The sequence below is a fragment of the Marinobacter sp. V032 genome (assembly GCF_052645435.1).
Window position 1 is genome coordinate 80,585 of sequence record NZ_JBQXYE010000001.1, and the last position, 13,373, is coordinate 93,957.

The 13,373-nt window shown below is 57.0% G+C and carries 13 protein-coding genes; 7 read left to right on the plus strand and 6 right to left on the minus strand.

All coding sequences use genetic code 11. From position 1 onward, the window contains the following. Position 1 precedes the first annotated feature (1 nt). A complete protein-coding gene (locus ACUN9X_RS00385) occupies positions 2–1,528 on the minus strand; it encodes a YifB family Mg chelatase-like AAA ATPase (RefSeq protein ID WP_445471844.1) in 1,527 nt (508 codons plus the stop codon). A 135-nt stretch (positions 1,529–1,663) separates the two neighbouring features. Continuing rightward, positions 1,664–1,912: an accessory factor UbiK family protein gene (locus tag ACUN9X_RS00390; RefSeq protein ID WP_260036741.1), complete on the minus strand. Its 249-nt coding sequence runs from the start codon at positions 1,910–1,912 to the stop codon at positions 1,664–1,666. A gap of 325 nt (positions 1,913–2,237) precedes the next feature. Here ACUN9X_RS00390 and glnK point away from each other — a divergent pair, with 325 nt between their 5' ends. Both glnK and ACUN9X_RS00400 read left to right on the plus strand, forming a co-directional pair. Further along, positions 2,238–2,576 (plus strand): P-II family nitrogen regulator, encoded by a 339-nt coding sequence (glnK, locus tag ACUN9X_RS00395; protein ID WP_260036742.1) that lies wholly within the window; start codon positions 2,238–2,240, stop codon positions 2,574–2,576. A gap of 72 nt (positions 2,577–2,648) precedes the next feature. Then, positions 2,649–3,917, plus strand: coding sequence for an ammonium transporter (locus tag ACUN9X_RS00400; protein WP_260036744.1), 1,269 nt, complete (start codon positions 2,649–2,651; stop codon positions 3,915–3,917). A gap of 84 nt (positions 3,918–4,001) precedes the next feature. Here the strand turns inward: ACUN9X_RS00400 and ACUN9X_RS00405 are convergent, their stop codons facing one another. Together ACUN9X_RS00405 and speE are read right to left on the minus strand one after the other, a co-directional pair. Continuing rightward, on the minus strand, positions 4,002–4,208 hold the full coding sequence (locus ACUN9X_RS00405; RefSeq protein WP_260036746.1) for a DUF6316 family protein: 207 nt from the start codon (positions 4,206–4,208) through the stop codon (positions 4,002–4,004). 231 nt (positions 4,209–4,439) lie between these two features. Next, positions 4,440–5,300 carry a polyamine aminopropyltransferase gene (gene speE / locus ACUN9X_RS00410; protein WP_445471845.1) on the minus strand — a complete coding sequence of 287 codons (861 nt, stop codon included), beginning with the start codon at positions 5,298–5,300 and terminating at the stop codon, positions 4,440–4,442. Positions 5,301–5,525: 225 nt separating this feature from the next. On the opposite strand from speE, the gene speA reads away from it, so the two are divergent. The 5 genes from speA to ACUN9X_RS00435 all read left to right on the plus strand — a co-directional run bounded on the left by speA (position 5,526) and on the right by ACUN9X_RS00435 (position 11,848). Further along, positions 5,526–7,436 (plus strand): biosynthetic arginine decarboxylase, encoded by a 1,911-nt coding sequence (speA, locus tag ACUN9X_RS00415; protein WP_445471846.1) that lies wholly within the window; start codon positions 5,526–5,528, stop codon positions 7,434–7,436. Positions 7,437–7,544: 108 nt separating this feature from the next. Next, complete coding sequence (locus ACUN9X_RS00420; protein WP_445471847.1) at positions 7,545–8,144, plus strand: sigma-70 family RNA polymerase sigma factor; 600 nt, start codon at positions 7,545–7,547, stop codon at positions 8,142–8,144. Next, positions 8,141–8,776 carry a ChrR family anti-sigma-E factor gene (locus ACUN9X_RS00425; protein ID WP_445471848.1) on the plus strand — a complete coding sequence of 212 codons (636 nt, stop codon included), beginning with the start codon at positions 8,141–8,143 and terminating at the stop codon, positions 8,774–8,776. The genes ACUN9X_RS00420 and ACUN9X_RS00425 overlap by 4 nt, the downstream gene beginning before the upstream one ends. Before the next feature lie 321 nt (positions 8,777–9,097). Beyond that, the gene (gene tcdA, locus ACUN9X_RS00430) at positions 9,098–9,895 is read left to right on the plus strand and encodes a tRNA cyclic N6-threonylcarbamoyladenosine(37) synthase TcdA (RefSeq protein ID WP_260036754.1); all 798 of its coding nucleotides are present in this window, start codon (positions 9,098–9,100) and stop codon (positions 9,893–9,895) included. Between the two features lie 90 nt (positions 9,896–9,985). Further along, positions 9,986–11,848 carry a cation:proton antiporter gene (locus ACUN9X_RS00435; protein WP_260036756.1) on the plus strand — a complete coding sequence of 621 codons (1,863 nt, stop codon included), beginning with the start codon at positions 9,986–9,988 and terminating at the stop codon, positions 11,846–11,848. Positions 11,849–11,881: 33 nt separating this feature from the next. Here ACUN9X_RS00435 and ACUN9X_RS00440 read toward each other — a convergent pair whose 3' ends face one another. Beyond that, positions 11,882–12,844, minus strand: coding sequence for an NADP-dependent oxidoreductase (locus ACUN9X_RS00440; RefSeq protein ID WP_445471849.1), 963 nt, complete (start codon positions 12,842–12,844; stop codon positions 11,882–11,884). A gap of 108 nt (positions 12,845–12,952) precedes the next feature. Beyond that, a complete protein-coding gene (locus ACUN9X_RS00445; RefSeq protein ID WP_260037348.1) occupies positions 12,953–13,366 on the minus strand; it encodes an acyl-CoA thioesterase in 414 nt (137 codons plus the stop codon). Positions 13,367–13,373 lie beyond the last annotated feature (7 nt).

Here is a 13,373-nt window from a genome sequence, read left to right on the forward strand (position 1 = left end):
GTCAGGCCGGCGCTCGTCCCGTCGCGGACACATTCCGCCGATCAAGCTTGCGGTAACCCAGCGCCTCCACCAGATGATTGTGCTGAAGCTCTTGTTCACCGGCGAGATCCGCCAACGTACGCGCCACCCGCAGTATCCGGTGCAGCGCTCTGGCCGACAGCCCCAGGCGCTCCATCGCCTGCGCCAGCAGTTTCTCACCGGCAAGCCCCGGCTTGCAGTAGTGATCCAATGCCTCGCCGCTCAGATCGGCATTAAGCGCTCCGCGCTGAGCCTGAATCTTTCGCGCCTGCATCACTCTCGCCCGTACCGTTGCGCTATCGACCGGTGCACGCTCCTGTTTGAGCAGCGTATCGCCACTCTGCACCGGCACCTCCACATGCAAATCAAAGCGATCGAGCAGAGGTCCGGAGAGACGAGACTGGTAGCGGACGATTTGCTGAGGGCTACACTGGCATTCGATCGACGGATGTCCGCGATAGCCGCAAGGACATGGGTTCATTGCAGCGAGGACCTGAAACCGGGCCGGGTAGGTCACCTGTTGAGCCGCTCTGGAGATCACGATTTCACCAGACTCCATCGGTTCACGCAGAACCTCAAGCACTTTGCGATCAAATTCCGGCAGCTCATCCATAAACAAAACACCACGATGGGCCAGCGAGATTTCACCCGGCCGGGGGCTGCTACCGCCCCCGACCAACGCCACGGCGGAGGCCGTGTGATGGGGCGCCCGATAAGGCGGTCGCCGCCAGCTACCAGGATCCACCGCTTCGCCCGCCACCGAGCGCACACTCGCTACTTCCAACGCAGCTGCATCCGTGAGCGGCGGGAGAATGCCGGGCATTCGACTGGCCAGCATGCTCTTGCCTGTACCCGGAGGCCCGAACAACATCAGGTTGTGGCTACCAGCCGCTGCTATTTCCAGTGCCCGCTTGGGTACATGCTGACCACGCACATCCCGCAGGTCGGGGTAATCCGTGGGCAATGGCGCATCTTCGCAGCGTTCCAGCGGGGCCAGCTTTTCATTGCCACACAGGTGCGCGACGACCTTCAGCAAGTGCCCTGTGGCCAGCACATCATCGCCGGCCGCCAGCGAGGCCTCTTCAGCATTGTCTTCGGGAATCAGCAGTTGTCGCCCTGCCCGCCGCGCGGCCATTACTGCGGGCAACACACCCCTGACCGGACGCAGCGCACCATCAAGTGCCAGTTCGCCGACACACTCAAGTGTCGCCAACGGTTCGGCAGGAATTTGGCCGGAAGCCGCAAGAATGCCCAGTGCGATCGGCAGATCAAAACGCCCTCCTTCCTTGGGCAGGTCTGCCGGTGCCAGATTAATAGTGATCCGACGGGTTGGAAATTCGAAGCCGGCATTCATCAGTGCGCTGCGGACACGGTCTTTGCTTTCGCGAACAGCGGTTTCAGGCAAGCCGACAATTGAGAGGGAGGGCAATCCGTTCGAGAGGTGTATTTCCACCGTCACCGGCGGAGCGGAAACGCCAAGGCGCGCCCGGGTATGGACAATAGCTAGCATACAGACCTTCCATGGTTTCATTTCAGGATCGCCAGCCCATCGTCAACTGCGTTGGCCGGCAAGCCGGGCACCGCGTCCTGCAGCACCCACTATAGATTCATTTACATCCCGGCAGGGCTTACCCCGCCCCTGCCATTACTTGATGCGAGCTTCCAGCTCAGCGACCTGCTTCTCCAACGCTTCAACTTTTTCACGGGTGCGCATCAACACAGCCTGTTGTGCATCGAATTCGTCGCGGGTTACCAGATCCAGTCTGGCCAGCACTGACATGACGGTCGCACGCGCTTGCTGCTCAAAATCATCTTTCGCTGCGCGCGCCATATCCGGCACAAATTGGCTAAACTGTCCCTGCAATTGTGACAAAAAGTCCTGGGGTGTTTTCAAAATGCACCTCTGTGGTTCCCAAGGTAGGTTTGGAAAAGTGTAACATAGCCGGTGTGATTGCCAGTTGGCCAATTGTGGCACACCGCAATGCACCAAATATGTGCGTCACTTTTCCGGTCGCTCTACAATGGCGCATCTGCGTGACCCATATCAGGGCCAAATGATCATATATTACTGTTTTTATAGGTTATTTTAGCGTTGGCACACACGATGCTTTAAACCACGTACGCAATCCGCACGAATGTGTGCGAGGTGGCAGCATCCCGAACTCAAACCCTGATTCATACCGAAAAAAGTTTGAGACGGCATTACCAAGGAGACAGCAATGAAACTTGTGACAGCTATCATCAAGCCGTTCAAGCTCGACGATGTCCGCGAGGCATTATCCGAGATAGGCGTTCAAGGCGTGACCGTCACTGAAGTCAAAGGCTTCGGACGGCAGAAAGGGCATACCGAGCTGTATCGGGGTGCCGAATATGTGGTGGATTTCCTGCCCAAGGTCAAGGTTGAGGTCGCCATTGGTGACAGCCTGCTCGACCAGGTGATTGAGTCTGTCACCAAGGCCGCCAACACCGGCAAGATCGGTGACGGCAAGATCTTCGTGACCGAGCTGGAGCAGGCCATTCGAATCAGAACCGGCGAGACCGGCGAAGAAGCCGTATAAGGCTCGTCTGATTCTTTAACGCCAACGCTTTAACCTATTAATCCTTGAAGAGCCTCGTGCGGAGGGCTTCCGATGGAAAGTAATATCTTTCAGTTGCAGTATGCTTTAGACACTTTTTACTTCCTCATTTGTGGTGCACTGGTCATGTGGATGGCAGCGGGCTTTGCCATGCTGGAATCCGGACTGGTACGCGCTAAAAACACCACCGAAATCCTGACCAAGAACGTTGCTCTGTTTGCGATTGCCTGCACCATGTATCTGGTGTGCGGCTACGCCATCATGTATGACGGAAACCTTTTCCTGAGTGGCATGGGCAATGTTGACGTTGCAGGCGTTCTGGGCGACTTCGCCGGCCGTGAAGACGGCTTTGAAGGCGGTTCAATCTACTCTGGCGCTTCCGACTTCTTCTTCCAGGTTGTGTTCGTTGCAACTGCTATGTCGATCGTATCGGGTGCAGTAGCTGAGCGCATGAAGCTCTGGACTTTCCTGATCTTCGCGGTCTTCATGACAGGCTTTATCTACCCGATGGAAGGTTCCTGGACCTGGGGCGGTGCATCAGTATTTGGCATGTACACGCTGGGCGACCTTGGCTTTAGTGACTTCGCCGGTTCAGGCATCGTGCACATGGCCGGCGCAGCTGCGGCCCTTGCAGGTGTTCTCTTGCTGGGTGCCCGTAAAGGCAAGTACGGTCCTAACGGCGAAATCCGCGCCTTCCCTGGCGCCAACCTGCCAATGGCAACACTGGGTACCTTCATCCTGTGGATGGGCTGGTTCGGCTTTAACGGTGGCTCGGTACTGAAACTGGGCGACATCGCAAGCGCACACTCAGTTGCCATGGTATTCCTGAACACCAACGCGGCGGCGGCAGGTGGCGCCATCGCCGCGCTGATTACGGCCCGCCTGATGTTCGGCAAAGCCGACCTGACCATGCTGCTGAACGGCGCGCTGGCTGGTCTGGTAGCCATCACGGCTGAGCCTTCAACGCCAACTGCCCTGCAAGCAACTCTGTTCGGCGGCCTGGGCGGCATCCTGGTGGTATTCAGCATCGTGACGCTGGACAAGCTGCGCATTGACGATCCGGTCGGCGCTATTTCTGTTCACGGCACCTGTGGCCTGCTGGGTCTGCTGCTGGTACCTATCACCAACGGCGACGTCAGCTTCAGTGGCCAGATCATCGGCGCGATCACCATCTTTGTATGGGTCTTCGTTGCCAGCCTGATTGTCTGGGGCATCCTGAAAGCGGTTATGGGCCTGCGGGTCACTGAAGAAGAAGAGTACGAAGGTGTCGACCTTTCCGAGTGCGGAATGGAAGCCTACCCGGAGTTTGTGAGCACCAAGTAATACTGCTCACCCTCAAATGAAAAAGGCGCCCCACGGGGCGCCTTTTTCATCTTCACTAATTCTTCAGTAATGTCACAACGACAGTCAGTGGTCTTTGCTCTTCCCCGAAGAACCGGGCATGGACTGCGCCACCCGGAGATAATGATTCAGCTCGAGCTCTGCTTCCAATGGCGTCTCGAAAGGCCCCTCAATCGACCCTTCCCGTGTTTCAAAATACCATTCGCTATTCACGTAACTGAAGCGCTCTGTTCTGAACCAGTTTCTGTCTCGTTCTCCATGCCGAACGGCCATAGCACCTCCCGTAAAACGGGCCACTGATGCTCACTTCTCAACTCATCAATGACCGGTATTAACTGCATGCATGCAGTACCCACAGGGTAGCTGAGATCAGTCCTCAGGGAGAGAACATCTCTGCGTCAAAATCGGGTTCGTTATTTCGGAAGGGAATGAAAACAGGCCTTCATGAAAGACAGATCGATCATGCCGGGCCATTTGAGCGCCGACATGACCGCACAGGAGATATCAGTCTTCGAGGATATCCCGCATAAACTGGGGCTGTGCCAGCGCTCCGGTATGAATAGCCTCGTTATAGTAACGGGTCACAAAAGGCCGTTCGGCGGCGTCGGCTTCGCGGAAGTAATGCAGCGGGTTGGACTTGCTCGCCATGGTGCAGCTCCACCAGCCTGTCGGATACACCGGCTGCGGGAATGGCAGCGTGATAACATGATCAAGGCCGGCCTTTTTCATGTCCTTGTGAATACCCTTGATGATGGTCTCCGTATGCAACAACGGCGATTCGCTCTGCTGGACAATAATGCCCCCCTTACGCAGCGCCAACATGCAATCACGGTAGAAATCCAGCGCAAACAGCCCTTCAGCCGGGCCGACAGGATCAGTGCTGTCGATGATGATCAAGTCGATGCTGTCCGGATCAGCGTCCCTGATCCACTGGATACCGTCGCCGAAGAAGAAATTCGCGCGCGGATCTTCATTGGCGTCGCATAGCTCAGGGAAGTACTTCTCCGACATTCGCGTGACGCGCTCGTCGATTTCGACCTGCCAGGCTTCTTCTACATCCGGGTGTTTAAGCACTTCACGCAAGGTGCCGCAGTCACCACCGCCGACCACCACAACCTTGCGCGGGGCCTTATGGGTAAACAATGCCGGATGGGTCATCATTTCGTGATAAAGGAAATTGTCCCGGCTGGTCAGCATGACACAGCCATCCAATACCATCAGGTTGCCAAAGGTCTCGGTTTCGTAGATCTCCAGTTTCTGGAACTCGGTTTGCTCTTCATGCAGCTTGCGTTTCACCTGCAACGAAAACGCCGTGCCCTGATTCTGGAAAACTTCCGTAAACCACCCTTCATTCAATACCGACATTGCGCATGACCCTCCTGCCTTCATGCTGGTGATTCCAATAGCCAGCATGATCGGAATGGATGTGACGAGCCGCTCGAAAAAGCGGCCCCCTGGATTGGCTCATATTGTCCCGCGCAACTCGGTAAAAATACAGTTTCCGATTTCTTTAATTTTCCAGGGTATAGGCTTTCAGCGGCCCTGCTCCTTTCATTACAATAGCCACTCGCCCAAAGGATAGAGTTCGCAATGACTGACAGCCCCGGCACACATGCTCAGAAGATCTACAATATCGCGCAATGGAGTGAGGGCTATATCGGCATTGATCCTGCCGGTGATGTACTGATCAGGCCTGATCGCGGCCAGAGCGGCGCCGATATCAACTTGCCCGCGCTCACCCGAAAACTCGTCAGCCAGGGTGTCCCGCTGCCTGTACTGATCCGCTTCAGCGATATTCTCCATGACAGGGTAAACAACCTTTGCGATGCCTTTAACCGGGTCGCTGACGAACAGGGATACACCGGCCGCTACACAGCGGTTTACCCGATCAAGGTCAACCAGCAGCGCCATGTAGTGGAAGAGCTGATCAGCTCCGAGCCGGCAGCAAGCAAGGGCCAGATCGGTCTTGAAGCCGGCAGCAAGCCGGAGCTGATTGCGGTGCTCGCACTGTCCCGGAAGCCCGGCTCCGTCATAGTCTGCAATGGCTACAAGGATCGGGAATACATCCGGCTTGCGCTGATCGGCCAGAAGCTGGGGCATCAGGTATTCATCGTCGTAGAGAAGCCGTCCGAATTGCCGGAAATTCTGGAAGAGGCCGACAGGCTCGGCGTGAAGCCGTTGATTGGCGTGCGCGCCCGGTTGGCCACCATCGGCAAAGGCAACTGGCAGAACACTGGTGGTGAAAAATCCAAATTTGGCCTGTCAGCCAGCCAGGTACTGGATGTGGTCAGCCAGCTCAGGGCAGCAGACGCGCTGGATTCCCTGCAGCTACTCCATTTTCATCTGGGCTCACAGATTGCCAATATCCGGGATATTCAGACCGGCCTGAAGGAGTGTGCCCGCTTTTACAGCGAGCTTTGCCAACTGGGAGCACCAATAGACACCGTGGATATCGGTGGCGGCCTGGGCGTTGACTATGAAGGCACCCGTTCGCGCAGCAGTTGCTCGATCAATTACAGCGTGTCCGAATATGCCTATAACGTGATTCACACGCTGCAGGCTGAATGCGACCGGGCAGGCATCCGGCATCCCAACCTGATCAGCGAGTCCGGCCGGGCCCTGACGGCGCATCACGCGGTACTGGTAACCAACGTCATTGACCACGAAACCCCCACTGACCCGAAACCGACAGAGCCGGCTGCGGATGCACCGCCCCCGTTGCATGACCTGTGGCGGGACTACACCAGTCTGCAATCACCGGAAACACCGCGCTCCAGAGTGGAGATCTATCACGACGTGTTGCACGCCCTGAGCGATGTCCACGCACTGTATGCCCACGGGTTGCTGTCACTGACCCATCGGGCTGAGGCGGAACAGCTTTACACCGCCTGTTGCCGGACATTACAGGCCCAGCTCAACAGCGCCAGCCGGGCGCACCGGGAAATCATTGATGAGCTGAACGAGAAGCTGGCCGAAAAGCTGTTTGTCAATTTCTCGCTGTTCCAGTCGCTGCCCGACGTCTGGGGCATTGACCAGATTTTCCCGGTGCTGCCGATTAACGGCCTCCATCGCCCGATCACCCGCCGTGCTGTTATTCAGGACATCACTTGCGATTCTGACGGTCGCATTGATCGTTACGTGGATGGGCAAGGCATTGAAACCACCCTCCCGCTGCCTGAACAAAACGCTGACGAGCCGATGCTGATCGGTTTCTTTATGACCGGCGCCTACCAGGAAATCCTCGGCGACATGCACAACCTGTTCGGTGACACCAACTCGGTTGATGTCCGCCGTGGCCCGGATGGCCAGTACCAGATCTGTAACCACGTTGAAGGCGATACCGTTTCCAAGGTACTGAAGTATGTGAACTTCGAACCCGAGGCACTGCTGGAAGCCTATCAGGCCCAGCTTGCAGCCAGCAGTCTGGCGGACGAAGAAAAAACCACGCTGTATCAGGAGCTGGCTCAAGGGCTCAGCGGATACACTTACCTGGAAGACTGATCCACTTTTCTGCGCCTGCCGTATGGTTCCAGACTGACAATCTGATGGCAGGCGCCTAGAATGACAAACTCCATAAGAGCAATAAAAGCCACTACAGGGGACCGTTCAGTGTCCACCCCGAATTCAACGCCGAACCGGGCTGATGGCAAGAAAGATCCCTGGAGCCAGCTTCTCGAGAAGGTGGGAAAGTCCCAGGATCGTCAGGCCTACAAAGCGCTTTTTGAGCACTTTGGTCCGCAGATCAAGTATTACGCGATGGCGAATGGGCTGGCCAGTCACGCGGAAGAACTGGTGCAAGAGGTGTTTGTCTCGATCTGGCGCCGTTCCTGCCTGTATGACTGGCGTAAGGCTGCCGCTTCGACATGGATTTTCACCATCGCCCGTAACCAACGCATTGATATTCTCCGCAAGCTGAAGCGGACCAACGCTGAAATTACCATTGAAACCGAAGACCTCTGGCAGATTCCGGGCGAGAACGACAACGAACCGGTGACCTCCCTGCATCGCTTGATGGCCGAACGCCGGATCCGTGAATCCCTGCGCCACCTGCCGGAAGAACAGGTCACAGTGATCGCCAAGGTCTATATGGAAAACAAATCCCATCAGACCGTCGCCAATGAACTCAACATCCCGCTCGGCACCGTCAAAAGTCGCGTCAGACTGGCGCTGGGCAAGCTTAAAGTGATTTTGCAGGACCAGAACGCATGACCCAGCACCACCCCGACAGTCACAGCTTGATGGAATACAGCGCAGGGAATCTCAGTGATCCCCACGCCCTCTGTATTCGCCTTCATCTTGACCAGTGTGACCACTGCCAGAGCCGTGTCGACACGCTCGACAGCCTGGGTGCGGTGCTAATGGAGCAGCAGGCCAGCGTCAGCGTCTCCGCGGACATGTTCGACCATATTCTGGCGCGCCTGAACGATGAGCCCGAAATACCGCCAACGGCCGTGAACAAAGCCGGCAACGCGCTCGAAAGACTGGTGCAGAGCGACATCAACGACCTGCCCTGGAAGCGTCAACTCGCGGATGTGAGCGTATTTGATATCAGCCACCTGTTTCCCGACCAGCCCGAGAAGGTTGTTCTCCAGAAACTGGCGGCCGGTGGCAAGGCCCCTGCCCACACCCATCGGGGCCAGGAAACCACGATTGTCCTGCAGGGCGCCTTCAGTGATCACAAGGGGGTATTTAATCAGTGGGACTTTGTGGTGCTGGACCAGGAAGACACTCACAAACCCATCGCGCTTGAAGGGCCAGACTGCATCACGCTATCGGTGTTGAGCGCGCCTCTTAAGCTAACCGGCACCTTTACGCGGCTGCTGAATCCGTTTATCAGCTGACACTGACCGGAACCCCGAACAACGGCCACCCAGCCTCAAGGTGGCCGTCACTTACCGAGCCTTGGCCCTTTCTGACCTACCAAACCCCCGAAAACCGGGGATAATGGGTGGCGTTGATTAGTGTCTCTGAACTAATCCCGGCCTGCCTTTGACGGATAGGTCCTTGCTTGTCCAGCCACGACTTTGTCGTGGCTTTTTTTATGTCTCATTGCTCGCCCTCCGGACATCCCTGATAGTCAGCCCACTGCCTGTGCACGCCTTCTCAGGTACAATTGCCAACAGACCCAGTCATCGATTTCTCCATCCCGACAAAGGCCAGGCATGACAGCGGACGATTACAGCTTTCGATTTGGTGGCATTGAGCGACTCTACGGCCGCCAGGCAACCCAGGCATTTCGTGAGACTCACATCGCCATCGCCGGCCTCGGCGGCGTGGGATCCTGGGCAGCAGAGGCGCTGGCACGCAGCGGCATTGGCAAGCTCACACTGATCGACATGGACGATATTTGCGTCTCAAACACCAACCGCCAGCTGCATGCGCTGGAGGGCCAGTACGGGATGACCAAAACCGACGCCATGGCGCAGCGCCTCAAGGCCATCAATCCCACTGTCGAGATTCATATCCACTTTGGGTTTGTGACCCCCAAAAACGTAGCGGAACTCATCACAACGGATATTGACGGTGTGGTGGATGCAATCGACAGCATAAAATCAAAAGCCGCACTGATTGCCCATTGCAAGCGCCGGAAAATCCCCCTGGTCTGCTCCGGCGGTGCCGGTGGTCAGATGGACCCGACCCAGATTCAGGTCGGCGATCTGAGCCGCACCACGCAGGACCCGCTGCTGGCAAAGGTACGCAACCTGTTGCGGAGGGAGTATGGCTTTTCTCGCAACCCGCAACGTCGGTTTGGGATAGAGGCAGTATACTCGCTGGAGCAACTGACCTACCCTACCGGCGACGGCGACGTTTGCCTGCAGAAGCCGGCTACTGATGGGCCAGTGCGGCTGGATTGCGCCACCGGTTTTGGCGCGGCCAGCCCGGTGACAGCAACGTTTGGACTATTCGCCGCATCGCGATTATTGAATCGCATTGCCCGCAAGGCCAGTTCAACGGCATGATAGCCACTCTGGCCCAAGTGATTTCGCCGGTGAACGTCTGCGTGACGGCACTGACCAACCTCTCATTTATTCAACGGAACTGAATCTCTTATGTCAGTCAGCATTGTGCTTATCCTTGCCAGCATCGGTGTCCTCTCCCTGTTTTGCCAATGGCTTGCCTGGCGCCTGCGGGTACCAGCGATTCTGTTTCTGCTGGCAGGTGGAATTGTGGCCGGCCCCGTAATGGGATGGCTCGAACCGCAACAGCTGTTTGGTGACCTGCTGTTTCCGCTGGTATCGCTCGCGGTCGCCGTCATTCTGTTTGAAGGCAGCCTCACGCTGCGCTATCAGGAGATCAAGGGCCACGGCGTGATGGTGCGCAACCTGGTGCCAATCGGCTCCATCGTCACCTGCACGATTGGTACCCTCACCGCGCACTGGGTGCTGGACATCTCGTGGGAAATCGCGCTGCTGTTCGGTGCCATTTCGATTGTCACCGGGCCTACCGTGATTGCGCCCTTGCTGCGTTCGGTCAAGCCAGTCTCGAAGCTGGCCAATATTCTGCGCTGGGAGGGCATCATTATTGACCCTGTAGGCGCGCTACTGGCCGTACTGGTTTTTGAAGGCATTGTGTCCTGGGGTCAGGGCAATGTATTTGAACACTCACTGTATATTTTCGGCACCACCATTCTGGTCGGCGTAGTGATTGGCGGTGCGGCCGGCTGGCTGAACGGCATTGCGCTGCGCAAGCACCTGATCCCCCAGTACCTGCACAATGCCGGCACCTTGACCTTCATGCTGGGTGTTTACGCCTTGTCGAACGAACTGGCCCATGAATCCGGGCTACTGACGGTGACGGTGATGGGGATCTGGATGGCCAACATGAAGCAGGTGCCGATCGAGAGTATTCTGGAGTTCAAGGAATCCCTCAGCGTATTGCTGATTTCCGCCCTGTTTATCATTCTGGCGGCGCGTATCGAATTCGCGGCGATTGCCAGCCTGGGCTGGGGGCTGGTGATTCTGCTGGCGGTCCTGATTCTGGTAGCTCGACCGCTGAGTATTTTCCTGTCGGCCATCGGCACCAATCTCAACCTTCGGGAAAAGCTGTTCCTCAGCTGGGTCGCCCCACGGGGTATCGTGGCAGCGGCGGTATCAGCGCTGTTTGCTTTCCAGTTGCAGAAAATCGGCTACGAAAATGCCGGTGTGCTGGTGCCTCTGGTCTTCATGGTGATCATCGCAACCGTCACGCTGCAGAGCCTTACCGCGCGGCCGATTGCCCAGTTGCTCAAAGTCGATGAGCCGGCAGATTACGGCTTCCTGATTCTTGGAGCCAACGCGGTCGCCCGCCAGATTGGTCTCGCCCTGCAAAAGCTGGACGTTCCGGTAACGCTGACGGATACCAACTGGGAAAACGTCCGCCAGGCACGGATGGAAAATTTGCATGTGTACTTCGGCAACCCGGTTTCCGAGCATGCGTCTACCCATCTGGATCTCACCGGCATCGGCAACCTGCTGGTGATTTCGCCCTACAAGCAACTTAACTCTCTGGCGACCTATCACTTCCTGGACTGGTTCGGGACAGGCAGCGTTTACAGTTTGTCTGAAGGTGATCAGGACCAGAAAGCCCGCCATCAGACGGCAGAGAAGATCCAGCAGACTCGCGGCCTGTTCGGTGATATCAGCTATGCCAAGCTCGCCAGCATGGTGAGCAAAGGCTATCAGTTCAAAACCACACAGCTCAGTGAAACCTTCACCTACGAGCACTTCCGGGAGCAATACGACCATCAAGCTCTGCTGATGTTTGTGATTGATCCGCGTGAGCGGATATATGCGGTCACCGCAGACACGACGTTCAAACTTGAGAAGGGCTGGAAATTGATCAGCCTGGTGCCGTCCCAGCCGCCAAAAGAGCGCAAAGAAAAAGAGAAGGACAGCAACGGACCGGCTGCCGATCCGTCGCCGCTACCGGCCTGACGGGAGGACTATCGCGCTGTCTGCCATCGCTCGCTATTCAGCGTATGTGGGCTGGCAGCGCAACACTTTCTTGCCCCGGCCACGACCGGTCTGTAACTGGCGATGCGCTTCAACGACTGCGTCCAGCGGATAGATCGTTTCCACATGCAGTCGCACATCGCCGTCTTCAATCAGTTCGGCAATTTCATCGAGATGGAACACATCGGGGCGCACCGTCATGCCATGTGCGCGCAGGCCCATATTCTCCGCCTCAGTAATAATCGGATCTGCAGTGACAGTGGGTACCGTTACCAGCACACCATGTTCTCCCAGCGTGTGCAGTGAACGATGACCGGTATCACCGCCCACCAGATCAAACACCACATCCAGTCCGTAGCAGGCATCGGTAAAATCATCATGGGCATAATCAATGACTTCATCCGCCCCCAGCGTTGCCAGAAAATCGCTGTTACCGGCTGAGGCAGTGGCGATCACATGGGCGCCTCTGGCCTTGGCGAACTGAATGGCCAGATGCCCGACTCCGCCGGCACCGGCGTGAATCAGCACCTTATGTTCAGGCTCAAGCTCAGCCACCTCAAACAACCCTTGCCAGGCAGTCAGTGCGGCAAGCGGCAAGCCCCCGGCTTCCACCAGATCCATCTCCTCAGGCACCAGAATCAGCTCATCGGCTCTGGCCAGTGCGTACTCCGCATAGGCGCCGCCGCCCGAAGGAAACCCGACTAATCCCATTACCCGATCCCCCGGCGCGAGCGTTGTCACATCGTCGCCTACCTCGGTAACAATGCCGGAAAGGTCATACCCCGGCGTCCAGGGCAAGCGATCGGCGATTTGCTGAGCAGCAAAGCCAAGCCCCTTGCGGGTTTTCCAGTCAATCGGATTAAGACCAGCTCCGGCAACGGCCACGCAGACCTGGCCGTCTCCCGGCACCGGCATGTCAGATTCGATCAGTTGAAGTTCTTCGGCTTCACCGAAACGCGAGTAAATGACGCGACGCATGACGAGTCTCCAGAACAGGTGGTGCGGGGATAGGACCGTTCACTTTGCCAGCGATCAGCAATAGCAACGGCACGAAACCGTATCAGGAAAGATTAGCAGAAAAGCCGCTCAGGTGGCCGGCGTATTGTGCACGGCGCCACCAAGGAGCTCGGCATACTCTTTGGGGACCCGGGACGGCCGCTGTGTTTTGAGATCAATACAGGCATGAGTCGAATGCGCACGGACGAGTGTTTTGCTGTCATCCGGGCGCACTAGCTGAAAACGACGCCCGGAGCGAAACCGGCCATCGAAATCGACCAGCCAGGTACCCAACAACAGGTGTTCGCCCGAATTGGCAGCAGCGAGATAATCAATCTCGGTACGGGTGATCGCCATCGCCTTGCCGGTCGCTTCGTGTTTCTCCCAGGTCATGCCTAGGCTTTCGATATGTGCCCAGCTGATGTCTTCAAGCCAGCGCACATAGACCACGTTATTGGCGTGCCCCAGACGATCGACGTCTTCAGGCTGAACCTGAATCGGCATGATAAAA

Excerpts from the sequence above, each read along its gene's own strand:
- ACUN9X_RS00405 (WP_260036746.1), bottom strand. The coding sequence starts at position 4,208 with ATGGCCGTTCGGCATGGAGAACGAGACAGAAACTGGTTCAGAACAGAG.
- ACUN9X_RS00435 (WP_260036756.1), top strand. The coding sequence starts at position 9,986 with ATGTCAGTCAGCATTGTGCTTATCCTTGCCAGCATCGGTGTCCTCTCC.
- glnK (WP_260036742.1), top strand. The coding sequence starts at position 2,238 with ATGAAACTTGTGACAGCTATCATCAAGCCGTTCAAGCTCGACGATGTC.
- ACUN9X_RS00425 (WP_445471848.1), top strand. The coding sequence starts at position 8,141 with ATGACCCAGCACCACCCCGACAGTCACAGCTTGATGGAATACAGCGCA.
- ACUN9X_RS00385 (WP_445471844.1), bottom strand. The coding sequence starts at position 1,528 with ATGCTAGCTATTGTCCATACCCGGGCGCGCCTTGGCGTTTCCGCTCCG.
- ACUN9X_RS00400 (WP_260036744.1), top strand. The coding sequence starts at position 2,649 with ATGGAAAGTAATATCTTTCAGTTGCAGTATGCTTTAGACACTTTTTAC.
- ACUN9X_RS00440 (WP_445471849.1), bottom strand. The coding sequence starts at position 12,844 with ATGCGTCGCGTCATTTACTCGCGTTTCGGTGAAGCCGAAGAACTTCAA.
- tcdA (WP_260036754.1), top strand. The coding sequence starts at position 9,098 with ATGACAGCGGACGATTACAGCTTTCGATTTGGTGGCATTGAGCGACTC.
- ACUN9X_RS00445 (WP_260037348.1), bottom strand. The coding sequence starts at position 13,366 with ATGCCGATTCAGGTTCAGCCTGAAGACGTCGATCGTCTGGGGCACGCC.
- speA (WP_445471846.1), top strand. The coding sequence starts at position 5,526 with ATGACTGACAGCCCCGGCACACATGCTCAGAAGATCTACAATATCGCG.
- speE (WP_445471845.1), bottom strand. The coding sequence starts at position 5,300 with ATGTCGGTATTGAATGAAGGGTGGTTTACGGAAGTTTTCCAGAATCAG.